Source organism: Streptomyces sp. NPDC046925 (assembly GCF_040644915.1).
Lineage (GTDB): Bacteria > Actinomycetota > Actinomycetes > Streptomycetales > Streptomycetaceae > Streptomyces.
This window is the reverse complement of sequence record NZ_JBEYWZ010000007.1, coordinates 126,303-142,236: the sequence shown is the minus strand read 5'-3', so window position 1 is coordinate 142,236 and position 15,934 is coordinate 126,303. Positions and strand designations below refer to the sequence as shown.

Genomic DNA, 15,934 nt, shown 5'->3' with positions numbered 1-15,934 from the left:
GTGCGCGGGCGCGCCGGGCAGCACTCCTGCTTACAGGGGGCGGCGGCGCCGGGAGGAGGCGGAGGAGGTGGAGGAGGTCGCGGGTGTGGTCGCGGGCACGGGCGCGGTCGCGGGTGTGCGTTCCGGCAGGATGCCGCTGGCCAGCACGTGCTGGGCGACCGCGGAGAGGCGCAGTTGGCGGGACCGCGCGAAGCCGCGCATGGCGGCGAAGGCGTGGTCCAGGGACGTGTTCCGCCGGGCGGCGAGGAAGCCCTTGGCCTGTTCGATGACGATACGGCTGTGCAGGGCGGTGCGGAGCTGTTGGTTGACGGTCCTGGACTCCCGTAGGACGCGGGCGCTCAGCAGTCCCATGGTGGCGCTCGCGGCGAAGGAGCGGGCCAGGACGAGGTCCTCGGGTGGCAGCGGCTTCCTCGTGGTGCTCAGGAGGAGCAGACTGCCGATGGTCTTCTGGCGGAGCGACAGGGGCAGGGCGCACGCGTGGGTGTATCCGGCCTCACGGGCCCTCGCGGCGAAGCCGGCCCACCCGCGGGGAGCGTGCGCGATGGTGCCGGGCACCACGCTGAGGCCGGTGCTGTAGGCGGCGAAGGCGGGGCCCTCTCGCAGGGCCAGCTCCAGGAGGCGGCTCAGGGCGGGGTCCGGGTCGCATGGGGCGGGGACGTGCAGTTGTTGCCCGGGGCAGGCCAGCAGGACCGCGGCGTCGGCGACGTCGAGGATGTCACGGCAGCGGTCGGTCAACTGCTGCAGGAAGTCGGCGGCGGCGAAGTCGTCCCCCAGTGTGTCGGCGAGTTCCACAAAGGTGCGAGCGACCTTCTCTTCCCGCTTCATGTACGTACTCACTCCTGGGTGTGGGCGGATCGCCCGGGTGTGGGCGTATCGCCTGTGGCGACGCAAGGCATCAGCACCGGTGAGTCGGCCGATGCCACAGGCGTGAGGCAGTAGTGGGTAGGCACCGACCGACACCTTCGACAGTAGGAGCCCACAGCTCGGCTGCTCGACCCCCAAGTGGGCCGAAGAAGCGGCCCAGATGGGGGGTTTCCGGCCAGACCGCCGTGTGCGTGGGCGTGCGCTCACTTCCGCGCCCCGCCCTGTGCCCCGTCCTGCGCCCAGTCCCGCGCTCAGTCCCGCGCTCAGTCCTCCCGGCGGGGCATGCGCAGGAGCCCGCAGCGGACGGCGTTGACGACGGCCTCCAGCTGGCTGTGCGCGTCCAGTTTCGCCATGACGCGCTTCACGTGGCCGCGCGCGGTGTGGGGGCTGACCACGAGCCGTTCGGCGATCGGCCCCGGGCCGAGTCCCTGGCCCATCAGGCGCAGCACCTCGAGCTCTCGCGCCGTGAGCTGTCGCCGCCGGCCGTTCGGGACACGCGGCGGCCCGGGGTCGTCGGGCCGCGGGCCGAGGGCCGAGACGAGAAGGCCGAGGGTGGACTGGTCCATGAACATCGGTTCCTCGGAGGGAGCGCGGATGGCTTCGAGGACGGCGGGGAACGCCGTGTCCTTGGCGAGGAATCCGGCCGCCCCGACCGAGGCGGCGGCCACCAGATGACGCGGGGACGTGTCCGCGGTGAGCAGCAGGACCCGGGTGCGCGGCCGGTCCGCCCTGATCCGCCGCGTGCCCTCGATGCCGTCGGCGCCCGGCAGATGGATGTCCATCAGAACCACGTCGGGGCCGCGCGCGGCGACGATCGGAACGGCTTCCTCGACCGAGCCCACCGCGCCCACGCAGGTCAGATCGGGCTGCGCGCCGATCGCGATCTCCAACGCGTCCGCCAGCGTCCGCTGATCCTCGACGACGAGTACCTGGATCATGGGAAAACCTCGCGGGAAGCCCTCGAAACGGTGTTCTCCGCCCGTCGTTCGATCGTAGCCGGAAGGGCCCTGGCGGGAGGGGTTCCTGCAAGGGGGGGCGCCAGGGGAGGGGGTCCGGCAGGGGGGGCTCACCGCAAGCCGTGACCGGAAGGAGTCTGGGCAAGCACCCTGTCGTTTGCGTACATTGGGAGCGAAGAGCCATATTGCGGAGGTTTCGCGATGTGCAGCGCCGACGAACTGCGACGGTGGGGTGGGTGCGGGCCCGGCGCGGCGCCCCGGTGGTGCGCCCGTGCGGTCAGGGGGTTCCGATGAGCGGGGGCCCGGTCGCGTACTCCTTCACCCTCTTCGTGGCCGGAGCGACGGAACGCTCCGATGCCGCGCAGTCGAACCTGCGGACGCTGTGCGACTCCCGGCTCGTGGACATGTACGAGCTCGACGTGATCGACGTCATCGAGCAGCCCGAACTGGCCGAGGAGCACCACATCCTGGCGACCCCGACCGTCATCAGGCGTACGCCTCTTCCGCAACGCCGCGTCATCGGGGACCTCTCCGACCAGCGGCGTGCGGCTCTCGCGCTCGGTTTGGCGGATTCCGACGAGCTGTCCCAGAAGAGGCAGGGGCGATGACTGGCAGCGACGGCATCGAGAGGATCCCCACCGGGATCAACGGCTTCGACCAGATCGCGCTGGGCGGGCTGCCCGCCAAGCGCTCCACCCTGGTGACCGGGACGACGGGCAGCGGCAAGACGCTGTTCGCCATGGAGTTCCTGGCGCGGGGCGTGCAGACCCTCGACGAGCCGGGGGTGTTCGTCACCTTCGAGGAGGCCCCCGCGGACATCCGGACCAACATCGCCTCGCTGGGCTTCCCGATCAAGGAGTGGGAGGCGGCGGGCAAGTGGGCTTTCGTCGACGCCTCGGCGGACATGAGCCACGAGGCGCCGACGATCGGCGCGTACGACCTGGGCGCGTTGACGGCACGGATCGGGCACGCGGTCCGCAGGATCGGCGCCCGGCGCGTCGCGCTCGACTCGATCGGCGCCGTGCTCACGAACTTGAACAACGTCGGAGTCATCCGCCACGAGCTGTACCGGATCGTCTCGGCACTGAATCTGCTCGGTACGACCACCGTGGTCACCGCGGAGCGGCCCGAGGAGTACGACGGCGTGTCCCGCTTCGGTGTCGAGGAGTTCGTCCTGGACAACGTGATCATCCTGCGGAACGTGCTGCGGCAGGAGCGGCGCCGGCGGACCATCGAGATCGTCAAGTTCCGCGGCACCAATCACCGTACCGGCGAGTGGCTGTTCACCATCGGCCCCCGGGAGGGGATCGTGATCATGCCGCTCGCCTTCCTGCGGCCACGCGACCGCGCGTCGACCGATCGCGTCTCTTCCGGCAACGAGGGTCTTGACGCCATGTGCGGCGGCGGTTTCTTCCGGGACGCGATCGTGCTGCTCACCGGCCCCACCGGCACCGGCAAGACCCTGACGAGCCTGTTCTTCGCCGCCGCGGCCGTCGAAGCCGGTGAGCGCTGTCTGCTCCAGACCTTCGACGAGACCCATGAGCAGCTCGGCCGCAACGCCGCGAGCTGGGGCCTCGACCTGGAGGCCATGGAATCCTCGGGCCTCCTGCACGTGGTGTCCGAATACCCCGAAGTGGCCTCGCCGGAGGAGCACTTCCTGCGGATCAGGCGCGTCATCGAGGAGTTCCACCCCACCCGCGTGGCCATCGACACGCTGTCCGCGCTCGAACGGATCGTCAGCTCACGGGCGCTGCTCGACTTCGTCATCGCCCTGGGCGCGGTCCTGCGGCACAACGAGATCACGACGCTGCTCACCTCGGCTCCCACGGGCCGGGTCACACCCACCGTCACGCCCGCCATCGCCATGGAGGTCGCCAGCCTGACCGACGTCACCATCCTGCTGCGTTACGTCGAGGCCCGCGGCGAGATCCAGCGCGGCATCGCCGTCCTCCAGTCCCGAGGTTCCGCCCACGACCACAGCATCCGGCAGTTCGAGATCGACGACTCCGGCATGCACATCGGCGAACCGATGCGCGGCCTGTCCAACGTCCTGAGCACGCCCTATCCGGTGACCGGCGGTCTGCCGCACGACAACCCCGCGACCGGCGATGCGCCCCAGAACCTGTGGAACTCACGGAAGCCCGGCGCGGATTCCGATGGCTGACGACGGGCGGCCGATGGGGGAACGCCCCGAGGACGGACCAAAGGACGCGGCCCCGGGGCCTTCCCCGCCGCACGCCGAGCCGTACGGCCGTCCGATCGAGACGGCCCTGGCGGAGGCACCCGACGGGATCGTCGTGGTCGACGGCGAGGGGACCATCCGGCTGTGCAATCCGGCCGCCGCCGTACTGTTCGGCCGCCCTGCGGAGGAACTCCTCGGCCTCCCTTTCGGGTTCCCCGTCACGGCCAGGGGTGCGACGGAGATCGACCTGGTCCTGCCGTCGGCATCGGGACGCGTGGTGGAGATGCGGGTCACGGCGACCCGGGCGTCCGGTGAGCGCCTGCACATCGCGACGCTGCGGGACGTCACCGAGCGGCGCCGGACGCAGCGCGCGCTGGAGGAGGCCCTGGAGCAGCAGGGCATCGTGATCGCCGTCACGGCGCACGAGCTGCGCAATCCGCTCGCCACGATCAACGTGCTCGCGCACACGCTGCGGGACGCGAGCGCGCGACTGACCGACGAACAGCGGACGGACCTCGCCGACCGAATAGTCGAACGAACCAGCCGACTACAGACGCTCGTACGCAGGCACTTGACCGCGGCGCGGATCGACGCGCATGCCATGCACCCCGTCCCGCAGCCCGTTCCCGTCCTGGAATTCATCCTCGAACAGATCGCCGCGCGCGACGAGGGCGGGCCCCGGATCGACGTGGTCTGCGAGCCGGGCGTAACGGTGTACGTGGACCGCGGCGACTTCTGGGAGATGCTGGTCAACTACCTGGAGAACGCTTCCGCCCACGGCAGCCCGCCGATCAGCGTCCACGTCACCGAGTCACCGGACCACGTCGACATCAGCGTCCGGGACAACGGCCCGGGCGTACCCCCCGACGTCGTCCCGCACCTCTTCGAACGCTTCACCCCCGCGAGCCGCATCCACGGCAGGGACCACCAGAAGCCCAGCACGGGCCTGGGCCTGTGGATCGCCCGCAACCTCGCCCGCTCCAGCGGCGGCGACGCCTGGTACGAGCCCGGCCCCGGGGAAACCCCCACCTTCAGCCTGCGCCTGCCCCGCGCGTAACCGAGGACTACGCCATGCTCCGGCCCGCTGAGGCTCCAGGGCGTCGCGACCTTCCACGCCCACTGAAGCGTGGTCAGGAGTGCGTCTTCCGGGGTGCCGCAACAGAGCGGAGAAACGAACCGCAACTCGGCCAGCTCCGGGAACTTCCAGTACCGCTCGCATGATCTAGGGGCGGTTGCTCGCCTGACGTGGGAAAGGGGCCCACCTCCGAAATTTCCGGAGATGGGCCCCTTCGACCTGGTGCCCCCGGCAGGATTCGAACCTGCGACACCCGCTTTAGGAGAGCGGTGCTCTATCCCCTGAGCTACGAAGGCGGGGCTGGCTGGGCCGTCACCCTTGGGTGGCGGTTTCAGACAGGGTAGCGGATGGGGGCGGCGGGGTGGTGTTCGGCCGGGGGCGTGCTGGTCAGGGGGTCGGGGTCCAGTTGTCCAGCCAGGGGGTGGGCTCCTGGGTCGCTGCCTGTGCGTCCGTCAGGTGTGGGCGGTCGGTGCTTGCCGGGCCCGCGCCCGTGCCCGTGTTCTTGTACTCCGCGAAACGGTCGTCCTTCCAGGGGAAGCCGCCCATGTCCGTCCAGGGAGTGGTCTTGATGGCTCCGCTCAGGGATGTGTTGCGGACCGTCGTCTGCGGGTCCAGGGTCGCGTCGCCGCCCGCGTGCCAGTTGCGGCCCAGGTAGAAGCTGCGCGCCGATACGTCGCCGTTGACCGTGGAGTTCGTGATCAAGAAGCCCTTGCGGTCCGGCGCGGTGCTCGGCGCGGTGACGTAGCCCTGTGAGGTGCCGTCCCAGCGCTTCTTGAGGGTGATCACCGAGCGGTCCACCACCGCCGTCGCCCGGCCGAAGATGAAGTCCGTGTTGCCGATGATGGAGGAGTCGCGGATGTAGGCGCGGCCCAGTTTGGTCTTCGACGCCGTGTCCAGCAGCAGCGTGTCCTGGTCGCCCTCCACGATCACGCCGTCCAGGAACATCTTGTCCGCCGCCGTGCGCAGCGCCACCGCCTGGTGGCCCGACAGGTTCTGGTTCGCCTTCTCGTCGAAGTCGTTCGAGATGGTGAGGTTGCGGGCCTGGAAGTCGTCCGCCTCCGCCGCCACCGTCGCGCTGCCCGAGGTGCCGTACGTGCCCGAGCCGTCCGGCTTCGGGGTGCCCGCCGCGTTGTCGTACACGATGACCGTGTCCTTGCGGCTGCCGCCCGTGCCCTGGAGCGTGATGTGGGGTTTCGTCGACGGGATCTTCACCGTCTCGCGGTACGTGCCCGGTGCGATGGAGACGGTGACCCGTGAGGGGTTGTTCGCCGGGACCGCGTTTATCGCGGATTGGACTGTCTTGTACTGGGCGTTGCCGTTCTTTCCCACCGTGAGGGTGGAGGCCGCGGCAGCCGCAGCAGCCGCGGTGGTCCCGGCGGCCGCGGGCGTCGTCGTGCGTGGGCCCGCGCCCGCCTTCACCTTCGACGGGACGTCCGCCGCCTTGTCGAGCGTGTAGCCGTAGAAGCTCTTCGGGTCGAACGCCGTGCCGCCGCTTTCGTTGCGGCCGCTCGTTCCGGCGAAGACGTTGCCCCGTTGCACGATCGAGGCCGTGCTGTCCTTGGTGACCGGGTTGCGCATGCCCTCGAAGTAGCTGTTCTCCAGGACCATCTTCGTGTTCCCCCGTGCGTAGTTTCCGTACGAGGATTTGATCTCGGTGCCCGCCACGTCCTGCAAGTAGTTGTTGTAGAGGTGCGCGTGCGCCACGTTGTCCGTGGACGGGTTGCGCTGCTCCGTCTCGCGGAACCAGTTGTGGTGGATCGTGATGTCGGCCGTCGTGTTCTCGGTCCAGCCGATGCCGAAGGTCTTGTTGTTGTCGCTCAGCTTGTTCCAGGACACCGTCAGGTACGTGGTGTCCTTGCGGCTGTCGATCAGGCCGTCCGCCATGTGCCGCAGGTCGTTGTGATCGATCCAGACGTGGTGTGCGCCGTCCATCTGTACGGCGTCGAAGTCGTGCTCCTTGTCGTTCCACGTGCCCGCGTACGAGTCCCGGATCGTGAGGTTCCGGATGATTACGTTGTGCACGCCCTGGCCCAGGAAGAAGCCGCCCCCGACGATCTGGCCCGACGTACCGGAGCCCACGATCGTCTTGTCCGAGGCGACCTTGATCTCCTTGCCCTTGGGGTCCATCGTGATCGTCGCGGCGACCACGATGACGTACGGGTCGGCGGCCGTCGCGTATTTCTCCAGGTCGGCGAGGGTTTTGACGGTGACGGTCTTTCCGTCGCGGCCGCCGTACGTTCCGTTCTGGCCCAGCGCGTCGACCGATGCGAAGCCGTCGGCGACGTCCTGCGACAGGGTTGCCGCCGCGGCCCTCGGCTGCGTCTCCTCGCCGAAGATCCCGAAAGCCGTGCCGTACGTCAGGCCCGCCGCTGCCGCCATCGCGACAGGGACGCCGACCCTCAGGCGCCGCTTGCGGTGCCGGGCCGTCCCGCGCTCGTGCTGCTTGACCTCTGAGCTCTCTGACATGTGCCTCATCCGCCCTGGCGATAGCGATAGTCGGTGTGCGTTGCGCAGGGCAGTCGCCACCGTGGGGCGGAATGGTTGCCACCGGGCCACCGGGCTACGGCGTCCCCGTCGTCCACGTGTAGGCGTGCAGGCGCAGGGCCAGCTGGATTTCCAGGGAACGCTCCGGGGACTGCCAGTCGGGGCCCAGCAAGTGGCCGATGCGGTCCAGGCGTTGGACCACCGTGTTCACGTGGACGTGGAGGGAGTCCTTCGCCTTGGACTGGCTCATTCCGCAGGCGAAGTAGGCCCGCAGGGTGTGGATGAGTTCGGTGCCGCGCTTGGTGTCGTAGTCCAGGACCGGGCCAAGCGTGCGGCGTACGTACGAGTCGAGGTTCGTGTCGTCGCCGAGGAGTACGCCGAGGAAGCCGAGGTCGGGCAGGTCCGCGCCCTGGCCGGTGTGGCCGAGCGCGCGCAGGGCGGACAGGCAGCGCAGTGCCTCGGCGTGCGCCTGCGAGAGGGCTTCGGGGCCGGTGGCGGGGCCCGCGGCGCCCACCGTGACCGGGGCGCCGGTGGCCTGCGTGAGCTCGGTGGCCAGTGCGCGGGCCCTGGCGCCGGTGTCGTCGGCCGGGGTCACCAGGACCACGTGGTCGTGGTGCAGACCGGACAGGCCGTGGTGGGCGCGGGCGGCGCGGGCCGCGGAGGAGAGCAGCAGCCGGCGGGACGCCGCCTCGCTGTGCGTGACGAACACCGAGTGCGGGAGCGCCAGGTCCACGTCCAGGCGGCGGGCCCTGGCGGTGAGGCGGCCCGGGGAGCCGGAGAGGGACAGCAGGTCGCCCAGGAGTTCGCCGCGTACGCGGTCCTCCGCCTCGGCGGCCGAGCGGCGCAGGAGCAGGAGCAGCGCGGTGACGACCCCGGCGCGCTCGAAGAGGCGGCGGTCGGCCTCGCCCAGGTCGGGGCGGCCGGTGAGCGCGATGCTGCCGAGGAGTTCCGCGCCCGCGAGGACCGCGCACACCCAGGTCCCGTCGAGGGGAACGGCCCGCCCGCTGGCGCGGGATGCGGCGACGGCTTTGGCGGGGGGTGGGGTACGGGGGTCGCCGTTGGCCGTACGGGGGCCCGCATCCACCCGCGCCAACTCCGTGCCGTCCGCGTCGTGGATCAGAGTGCCGCCCCGCAGAAGCGCGCCGATCGCGGTGGCGACCTCCGTGAAGTCTCCGCCGCGCAGGACGAGATCGGTCAGGCGGTCGTGTGCGTCCTCGGCCCTGCGCAGTGCCTCGCTGTGTGCGCGGATCGTCTGTGAGGCCGCGTTCAGGTCGACGAGCGCGGCCCTGGTCTCCTCCATCCGGCGTGCGCTGTCGATGGCTATCGCCGCGTGGTCGGCGAGCGAGGACAGCAGCGCGCCCTCGTCGGGCGTGAACGTGCGGGCGGTGCGGTCGGCGGCGTACAGGACCCCGATGACGTGGGTGCCCTGTCGCAGCGGTACGCCGAGGATGGCGTGCAGGCCCTCCTCCAGTACGGCGCTGTCGATGGGGGTGGTGTGCTGGAAACGGGGGTCGACCTCGTAGTCCCCGGTGGCGTACGGACGGGCGGTCTGGGCGACGAGGCCGCCGAGCCCCTCGCCCATGCCGAGCCGCAGGTTCTGGAACGCGGCGGAGACCGAGCCGTCCGTCACGCGCATGTACGTGTCGCCCCCGGCCGGATCGTTCAGGGAGAGGTACGCGACGTCCGTACGCAGCAGCAGCTTGGCCCGGTGCACGATGGCCCGGAGCACCGCGTCCAGGTCACGCAGCGCCGCGAGGTCGCCCGCGGTGTCGAAGAGGGCGGTGAGCTCGGCCTCCCGCCGCTGGTGCTGGTTGAGGGTGCGGCGCACGCGCAGGGCGGTCTGCGTGGCCTCGTCGATCGCGGTGAGCTCGGCGCCGCTCGCCCCCGCCGCGCGCGCCGCCGCGGCAGGGCGGGCGAACTGCTCGGCGGGCGCGTCCCCGGCAAGCAGGTCGAGCAGCTCGCGCAGCGCGGTCACCGAACACGCCCGCTCCCGGTGGGCGGCGTCTGAGGAGCTGGACATACGACGGTCGCCTCCGGGAGCGGGGTACGCGTGCTGCTGGTGCGGTTCAGGTGGAGATTGTCGCCGAGGCGCTGGTGGGCGTCGAGGAATCCCCGGCGGCGGAGTGCTCCTCCTGCGCGAGCGAGCGACCCCGCGTCTCCTTCGCGACGAGCACGGTGAGCGTCGTGATCACCACGGTCACGCAGACGTAGAGGGCCACCGGCGTCGCGGACTCGAAGTCCTTCAGGAGCTCGACCGCGATGATCGGGGCGAGCGCGCCGCCGATGATGGACGCGAGCTGCGAGCCCATCGAGGCACCGGAGTAGCGGACCTTCGTGTCGAACATCTCGGAGATGAAGGCGGCCTGCGGCCCGTACATCGCGCCGTGGAAGAGCAGCCCGACGGTGACCGCGAGGGTGATCACGGTGAAGGACTCGCTGTCGACGAGCGCGAAGAACGCGAACGCCCACGCCGCCATGCCGACCGAGCCGATGAGGGTGACGGGCCTGCGGCCGATGCGGTCCGAGAGCGCGCCCCACAGCGGGATCGTCACGAAGTGCACGGCGGAGCCGATGAGCACGGCGTTCAGAGCGGTGCTCTTGGGCAGTTCCAGGTGCACGGTGACGTAGACCAGGACGAAGGCCGTGAGGATGTAGTACGAGACGTTCTCGCCGAGCCGGGTGCCGATCGCGGTGAGGACGCCGCGCCAGTTGCGCCGGAAGACCTCGACGACCGGGGCGTCCTGCTTGCCCGCCGCACCCGCCCGGGCGGCCTCCGCCTCCGCGCGCGCCTGCGCCTCCAGGAAGAGCGGGGACTCCGATACCGAGACCCGTATCCACAGGCCGATGATCACGAGCACGCCGGAGAGCAGGAACGGGATGCGCCAGCCCCAGGCGAGGAACGCCTCGTCGGACTGGACGGCGGCGAGGAGCGCGAGGACGCCGGTGGCGAGGAGGTTGCCGCCGGGGGCGCCCGCCTGCGGCCAGGAGGCCCAGAAGCCGCGGTTCTTGTCGTCGCCGTGCTCGGAGACGATCAGGACGGCACCGCCCCACTCGCCGCCGAGCGCGAAGCCCTGGATCAGGCGCAGCAGGGTGAGCAGGATCGGGGCGCCGACGCCGAGGGTGGAGTGGGTCGGCAGCAGGCCCATCGCGAAGGTGGCGCCGCCCATCATCATCAGGCTCAGGACCAGCAGCTTCTTACGGCCGATCTTGTCGCCGAAGTGGCCGAAGACGACGCCGCCGAGGGGCCGGGCCGCGAAGCCGACCGCGTACGTGAGGAAGGAAAGCAGGGTGCCGACCAGGGGGTCGCTGTCGGGGAAGAAGAGGGTGTTGAAGACGAGCGCGGCGGCCGAACCGTAGAGGAAGAAGTCGTACCACTCGATGGTGGTGCCGATGAGGCTGGCGCTGATGATGCGGGCGATACCTGGCTTGCCCGGGGTCTTGCCCGCGGCGCGCGGCGTTGCGGCTGCCATGGCGTGATCCGTTTCTCGATGGGGACGGGGTGTGCGATAGGGGAGGGGGGGCGGCAGGGGAGCGGGGGATGAGAGGGGGGAGCGGGGGTCAGGCGGCGGTCCAGCCGCCGTCCAGGGGCAGTGAGGCTCCGGTGACGAAGCCGCTGTTCGGGCCGCAGAGCCAGAGCGCCGCGGCGGCGATCTCCTCGGGCTCGATCAGGCGCTTGACCGCGGAACGCCGCAGCAGTACGTCGGTGAGGACCTGCTCGGGGGCGATGCCGTGGGCGGTGGCCTGGGCGCTGATCTGGTCCTCGACGAGGGGGGTGCGGGTGTAGCCGGGGGAGAGGCAGTTGCTGGTGACGCCGTGGGACGCGCCTTCCAGGGCGGTGACCTTGCTCAGGCCCTCAAGAGCGTGCTTGGCGGCCACGTAGGCCGACTTGAAGGGGCTGGCGCGCAGGCCGTGCACGCTGGAGATGTTCACGACGCGGCCCCAGCCTTCGGCGTACATGTGGGGCAGCGTCCGGCGCAGCAGGAGGAACGGCGCGGTGACCATGACCTTCTGGATGAGGTCGAACCGCTCCGGGGGGAACTCCTCGATGGCGGCGACGTGTTGGAGCCCGGCGCTGTTGACGAGGATGTCGACACGGGTGGGCAGGGTGTCCACCGCGGCCGGATCGGCGAGGTCCACGGCGTGGGCCTCGCCGTCGATGCCGTCCGCTACGTCCTTGGCCGCGTCGGCGTGCAGATCCACGACGTGGACGAAGGCGCCGGCGCCCGCCAGGGCCACCGCGCACGCCCGGCCGATGCCGCTCGCGCCGCCGGTGACCAGGGCGGTGCGGCCGGTCAGGCCGGGGCCTGCGGGGCCGGTGAGGTCGGGGCCTGCGGGGTCGTCACCGCTGGGAGTGGGGCTCGTCATGGCCGGAAACGTAAGGGTGTGCCGGGTGGGGTTCCCATGTGTGGGGCCCACATAGCCGAGGGGCCCGTCATGTGGGTCGGGGTGCCGGGCCGGGTGCGGCCATAGTGACGCAGGTCACTCTCGACCGTCCGTGAGCTGTGCTACCTTGCGAACAGCACGTGTGTACGCCGCCTTCTGCGGCGCCGGTGCCGATCATCAGTGACTTTCGCTGATCTTCTCTTCTTTTCCGCCTCGTCGAGGCTCCCTCGCAGCACCGAAGCTCCGCACTTCCGTATTTCCGCGAAGCCGTCCGCTGCGGATCATTTCTCCGCCCGACGCACGGGACGTGAACACACCGTCCCGCCGGGCCTCTCGTTCGCATGTCTGCGAAAGGACCCCATCATGAGTACCGCAACCATCACCCGTAACCACAAGACCAACACCACGGCCGCTCCAGCGGCCACCGAGGCCCCCGTCGTCGCCGTCTCCGGCATCCTCGACGTGAGCCACAACGCCAACGGCCATCTCCGTACCGGCGATTGCCTCCCCACCCCGAACGACGTGGCCGTCCCCTCCGCGCTCATCCGCCGGCTCGGTCTGCGCGCCGGTGACCTGGTGGAGGGCGTCAGCGGCGTCGAGGGCGCCCGCGGCAAGGCCCGCACCCTTACCGGCGTCGACCGGGTCAACGGCCACTCCGCCGAAGCCCTGCGCAGGCGCGCCCGGTTCGGCGACCTGACCCCGCTGCACCCCCGTGAGCGGCTCCGCCTGGAGACGCCCGGCAGCGGTGGCGGCTCCGTCGCGACCCGGCTCATCGACCTCGTCGCCCCTGTCGGCAAGGGCCAGCGCGGCCTGATCGTCGCGCCGCCCCGCACCGGCAAGACCGTACTGCTCCAGCAGATCGCCGCCGCCGTCAGCGCGAACCACCCCGAGGCGCACCTCATGGTGGTGCTGCTCGACGAACGGCCCGAGGAAGTCACGGACATGAAGCGTTCCGTACGGGGCGAAGTGCTCGCCTCGACCTTCGACCGGCCCGCCAAGCAGCACATCGCCCTCGCCGAACTCGCCGTCGAGCGCGCCAAGCGGCTCACCGAGGAGGGCAGGGACGTCGTCATGCTCTTCGACTCCCTCACCCGGCTCTGCCGCGCGTACAACAACGCGGCCTCCAGCGGCGGCCGCACGCTCTCCGGAGGTGTCGACGCCGCCGCCATCCAGGGCCCCAAGCGCCTCTTCGGCGCCGCCCGGTGCGCGGAGGAGGGCGGGTCCCTGACCATGCTCGCCACCGTGCTCGTGGAGACCGGATCGCGCGCCGACGACTACTACTTCGAGGAGCTCAAGGGCACCGGCAACATGGAGCTCCGCCTCGACCGCGGCATGGCCGAGCGCCGCGTCTTCCCCGCCGTCGACGTCACCCCGTCCGGCACGCGCCGCGATGAACTCCTGGTTCCGGCCGACGAGTTGACGGCCGTACGCGGGCTGCGGCGCGCCCTGCACGGCAGGGACGCGCAGAGCAACCTGGAGGCGCTGATCGAGCGCCTGCGCAAGACCCCGGACAACGCCGCCTTCCTGCGCCAGGTGCAGCAGACCGTGCCCGGCGCCGGAAGCGGGTCCGCCTCCGCCAAGTCCGTCAACGGCGTCTGATCGGCGTGGACTTACGGCCGCGTGACGTGCACCCGGTACCGGCCCTCCGCGTCGATGTCGGACACCGTGATGCGTACGCCCTTCTTCTTGTCCGTGAAGGTCTGGCCGGGCTCGTAGGTCGCGTCGGAGAGCTCCGCGTGGACGTTCGGCTGGCGCGTGCAGCCGCCGCTGTCCTTCGTGGAGTCGGAGACGGTGATCGGACCGCGGCCCGTGTCGACCTCCGCGTCCACCCGGTAGATGAGCACCCCGGGCTTGCAGATCGCCTCGTCGTTGCCGCCGCGGGTGCGCACCTCGACCGCGTACCCGTGCGTCGAGTCCAGCGGCACGAAGGCCAGTTTGGTGCCGCCGTCCGCCGGCAGCGGGCTCAGCGTGTGCTCGGTGGTGCCGGAGTTCGACGCGCAGCTGATCTGGTCGTCGCCGATCCAGCCCAGTTTCCACTTGTGCCAGGCCAGCAGGTCGTTGTTGGCGCCCCAGTCCTCGCTCATGATGTCCCAGTGGCCGACCGCGCCGCCGCCGTCCTGCGTGTAGAGGTCGGGCAGGCCGAAGACGTGGCCGTTCTCGTGCGGGAGCACGCGGTAGCCGGTCTCTCCGTAGCTGCCCGAGCCGTCGTCCTGGCGGCTGTAGACGAAGGACGCGTTGGAGACCGGGACGCCGTCCGCGACGGGCGCCTCGGTGTTGCCCGCGAAGGTCACCGAGAGGACCGTGTCGAGCGCGGAAGGGCCCGCGTTCGGCGTGATGAGGATGTTCACCAGGTCGTACTCGCGGAAGTCCACGTCCGGGTCGGCGGCCGCCACGATGTCCGTGACGAGCTCGCGGTAGCCGGGATCGAAGGGGGCGCCGCGCTCTATGCCGTACTGCTTGAAGCTCTTGGGCATCCGCAGCCAGTTCGATATGGGGGACTCGGGGCGGTAGTCGAGACGTCCGTAGGAGCTGGTGCGGAACCAGTCCGATGTCTGCGGGAAGAACTCCGCGAGGCGGTCGAGCGCGCTTCCCTCGCCGGGGGCGTCGGAGAAGTCGACCATGAGGTTCAGGGCCCGGACGGTGCCGGTGGAGCGGGAGTATCCGGAGGTCGTGGGGACGCCCTCGGACATCTGGACGCCCATCGTGCCGGTGATCATGCACGGGCTGAGGGTCGTGGCGCGGGCCAGGGACACGGGCCCCGCCGCTTGGGGGGACTCCTCCATCAGACGGCCGGTGCTCGCCGATGTGGTGACCGTGAGGGCAAGGACGGCGCAGGTGGCGAGTGCAGCGCCACGTCGCGCTCCGCGTATCTGCCTCCAGGTCGGCTGCTGCATGCGTGGGCCTTCCCGTAGCGGCAGCCGCCGGTCCCGGCTGCACCCTTTCGATCACCCTCTTCCGGTGTGTGCGCGGACGCTCGCTGAGTGCGACTGATCGTGTGTTCTTCGCGTACGGAGGCGTGTGGAAGGCCCCCCCTGGGGGTGTGACGCGGGTCACGTGAAGAAAGTCGGGCGGCGGGAAATATCCGGGGACTGTCTCCCCGTTTAGACCTGTGTCCGAGCGAAACGGGGAGTGATTCCCCGCATCGCCCATCCGAGGTTCCGGACCCCGCGTCCGGAGGCTCGACCGCAAGCCCGAGGAGAGCCGCCGTGGGAACCGCAACCGCTGAGCAGCGCCGCACGCCCCGCCCGCGGGCCGACGCCCTGCGCAACCGGGAGCGGATCGTCGCCGCCGCACGCGAGATGTTCGTCGAGTTCGGCCCCGACGTGCCGCTCGACGAGGTCGCCCGCCGGGCCGGCGTCGGCAATGCCACGGTCTACCGGCACTTCGCCGACCGTTCCGAACTGGTCCACCAGGTCGTCCTGATGGTCACCGACCGCGTCTCGGCACATGCCGAGGAGGCGATCGCTGCGGCCGAAGCCGACGCGAGCGCCTCGTTCGACGCCCTGCGCCGGTTCGTACACGCTTCCGCCGACGAGCGGATCGGCGCCCTGTGCCCGATCCTCCAGGCGGCCTTCGATCCCGATCATCCGGATCTGGTCGACGCCCGGCTGCGGCTCGAAGCCGTGATCGACGGGCTCATGCACAGGGCGCGCGCGGCCGGGCAGCTGCGCACCGACATCGCCGTCGGGGACCTCATGGTCGCCCTCTCACAACTCACGAGGCCGCTGCCCGGCACGGCGTGCCCGAACATGGACCGTTTCGTCCACCGCCATCTCCAGCTGTTCCTCGACGGCCTGATGGCGCCTGCCCGCTCCGAGCTGCCCGGTGAGGCGGCGACCTTGGAGGACCTCCGCCAGTCCTGAGCCTGCCTGACCACGCTCGATCTCATGCCTGAACGGGCCTGAGCAGGCCGTCCGTACGGGCCTGCGTACGCCTGAACACGCCTGACCACGTTCTTGAACACGCTCGACTTCGCCCTGCGCAGCGCGC

Annotated in this window: 12 protein-coding genes and 1 tRNA gene; 5 read left to right on the top strand and 8 right to left on the bottom strand. The window is 70.6% G+C overall.

The window, feature by feature from the left end; genetic code table 11:
- Positions 1–30: 30 nt before the first annotated feature.
- Both ABZ906_RS27595 and ABZ906_RS27590 read right to left on the bottom strand, forming a co-directional pair.
- On the bottom strand, positions 31–825 hold the full coding sequence (locus ABZ906_RS27595) for a GAF and ANTAR domain-containing protein (RefSeq protein WP_361387040.1): 795 nt from the start codon (positions 823–825) through the stop codon (positions 31–33).
- Positions 826–1,127: 302 nt separating this feature from the next.
- Entirely contained in the window at positions 1,128–1,802 is a 675-nt protein-coding gene (locus ABZ906_RS27590) for a response regulator transcription factor (protein ID WP_361195074.1), read from the bottom strand.
- Between the two features lie 308 nt (positions 1,803–2,110).
- Between ABZ906_RS27590 and ABZ906_RS27585 the strand changes: the two genes are divergently transcribed.
- From ABZ906_RS27585 to ABZ906_RS27575, 3 genes are read left to right on the top strand one after another with little or no spacing between them, the layout of a single operon-like run.
- Positions 2,111–2,428: a circadian clock KaiB family protein gene (locus ABZ906_RS27585; RefSeq protein WP_361195076.1), complete on the top strand. Its 318-nt coding sequence runs from the start codon at positions 2,111–2,113 to the stop codon at positions 2,426–2,428.
- Positions 2,425–3,984: a circadian clock protein KaiC gene (kaiC, locus tag ABZ906_RS27580; protein ID WP_361387038.1), complete on the top strand. Its 1,560-nt coding sequence runs from the start codon at positions 2,425–2,427 to the stop codon at positions 3,982–3,984. Before ABZ906_RS27585 ends, kaiC begins: the two co-directional genes overlap by 4 nt.
- Positions 3,977–5,059, top strand: a complete 1,083-nt coding sequence (locus ABZ906_RS27575; protein ID WP_361195079.1) for a PAS domain-containing sensor histidine kinase — start codon at positions 3,977–3,979, stop codon at positions 5,057–5,059. Before kaiC ends, ABZ906_RS27575 begins: the two co-directional genes overlap by 8 nt.
- Before the next feature lie 238 nt (positions 5,060–5,297).
- Here ABZ906_RS27575 and ABZ906_RS27570 read toward each other — a convergent pair.
- The 5 genes from ABZ906_RS27570 to ABZ906_RS27550 form a co-directional block, all read right to left on the bottom strand.
- A tRNA-Arg gene (locus ABZ906_RS27570) sits at positions 5,298–5,373 on the bottom strand.
- A 91-nt stretch (positions 5,374–5,464) separates the two neighbouring features.
- The gene (locus ABZ906_RS27565; RefSeq protein ID WP_361387035.1) at positions 5,465–7,543 is read right to left on the bottom strand and encodes a pectinesterase family protein; all 2,079 of its coding nucleotides are present in this window, start codon (positions 7,541–7,543) and stop codon (positions 5,465–5,467) included.
- Between the two features lie 94 nt (positions 7,544–7,637).
- Complete coding sequence (locus ABZ906_RS27560) at positions 7,638–9,581, bottom strand: GAF domain-containing protein (protein WP_361387032.1); 1,944 nt, start codon at positions 9,579–9,581, stop codon at positions 7,638–7,640.
- Between the two features lie 46 nt (positions 9,582–9,627).
- Positions 9,628–11,031, bottom strand: a complete 1,404-nt coding sequence (locus ABZ906_RS27555; protein ID WP_361387029.1) for an MFS transporter — start codon at positions 11,029–11,031, stop codon at positions 9,628–9,630.
- Between the two features lie 88 nt (positions 11,032–11,119).
- A complete protein-coding gene (locus tag ABZ906_RS27550) occupies positions 11,120–11,926 on the bottom strand; it encodes a 3-hydroxybutyrate dehydrogenase (RefSeq protein ID WP_361387026.1) in 807 nt (268 codons plus the stop codon).
- Between the two features lie 381 nt (positions 11,927–12,307).
- Between ABZ906_RS27550 and rho the strand changes: the two genes are divergently transcribed.
- Positions 12,308–13,543, top strand: coding sequence for a transcription termination factor Rho (gene rho, locus ABZ906_RS27545; RefSeq protein WP_361387024.1), 1,236 nt, complete (start codon positions 12,308–12,310; stop codon positions 13,541–13,543).
- An 11-nt stretch (positions 13,544–13,554) separates the two neighbouring features.
- Here the strand turns inward: rho and ABZ906_RS27540 are convergent, their stop codons facing one another.
- Entirely contained in the window at positions 13,555–14,838 is a 1,284-nt protein-coding gene (locus ABZ906_RS27540) for a M6 family metalloprotease domain-containing protein (RefSeq protein WP_361387021.1), read from the bottom strand.
- Between the two features lie 312 nt (positions 14,839–15,150).
- Here ABZ906_RS27540 and ABZ906_RS27535 point away from each other — a divergent pair, with 312 nt between their 5' ends.
- Positions 15,151–15,807 (top strand): helix-turn-helix domain-containing protein, encoded by a 657-nt coding sequence (locus tag ABZ906_RS27535; RefSeq protein ID WP_361195142.1) that lies wholly within the window; start codon positions 15,151–15,153, stop codon positions 15,805–15,807.
- Positions 15,808–15,934: the final 127 nt, after the last annotated feature.

Excerpts from the sequence above, each read along its gene's own strand:
- ABZ906_RS27595 (WP_361387040.1), bottom strand. The coding sequence starts at position 825 with ATGAAGCGGGAAGAGAAGGTCGCTCGCACCTTTGTGGAACTCGCCGAC.
- ABZ906_RS27590 (WP_361195074.1), bottom strand. The coding sequence starts at position 1,802 with ATGATCCAGGTACTCGTCGTCGAGGATCAGCGGACGCTGGCGGACGCG.
- ABZ906_RS27585 (WP_361195076.1), top strand. The coding sequence starts at position 2,111 with ATGAGCGGGGGCCCGGTCGCGTACTCCTTCACCCTCTTCGTGGCCGGA.
- kaiC (WP_361387038.1), top strand. The coding sequence starts at position 2,425 with ATGACTGGCAGCGACGGCATCGAGAGGATCCCCACCGGGATCAACGGC.
- ABZ906_RS27575 (WP_361195079.1), top strand. The coding sequence starts at position 3,977 with ATGGCTGACGACGGGCGGCCGATGGGGGAACGCCCCGAGGACGGACCA.
- ABZ906_RS27565 (WP_361387035.1), bottom strand. The coding sequence starts at position 7,543 with ATGTCAGAGAGCTCAGAGGTCAAGCAGCACGAGCGCGGGACGGCCCGG.
- ABZ906_RS27560 (WP_361387032.1), bottom strand. The coding sequence starts at position 9,581 with ATGTCCAGCTCCTCAGACGCCGCCCACCGGGAGCGGGCGTGTTCGGTG.
- ABZ906_RS27555 (WP_361387029.1), bottom strand. The coding sequence starts at position 11,031 with ATGGCAGCCGCAACGCCGCGCGCCGCGGGCAAGACCCCGGGCAAGCCA.
- ABZ906_RS27550 (WP_361387026.1), bottom strand. The coding sequence starts at position 11,926 with ATGACGAGCCCCACTCCCAGCGGTGACGACCCCGCAGGCCCCGACCTC.
- rho (WP_361387024.1), top strand. The coding sequence starts at position 12,308 with ATGAGTACCGCAACCATCACCCGTAACCACAAGACCAACACCACGGCC.
- ABZ906_RS27540 (WP_361387021.1), bottom strand. The coding sequence starts at position 14,838 with ATGCAGCAGCCGACCTGGAGGCAGATACGCGGAGCGCGACGTGGCGCT.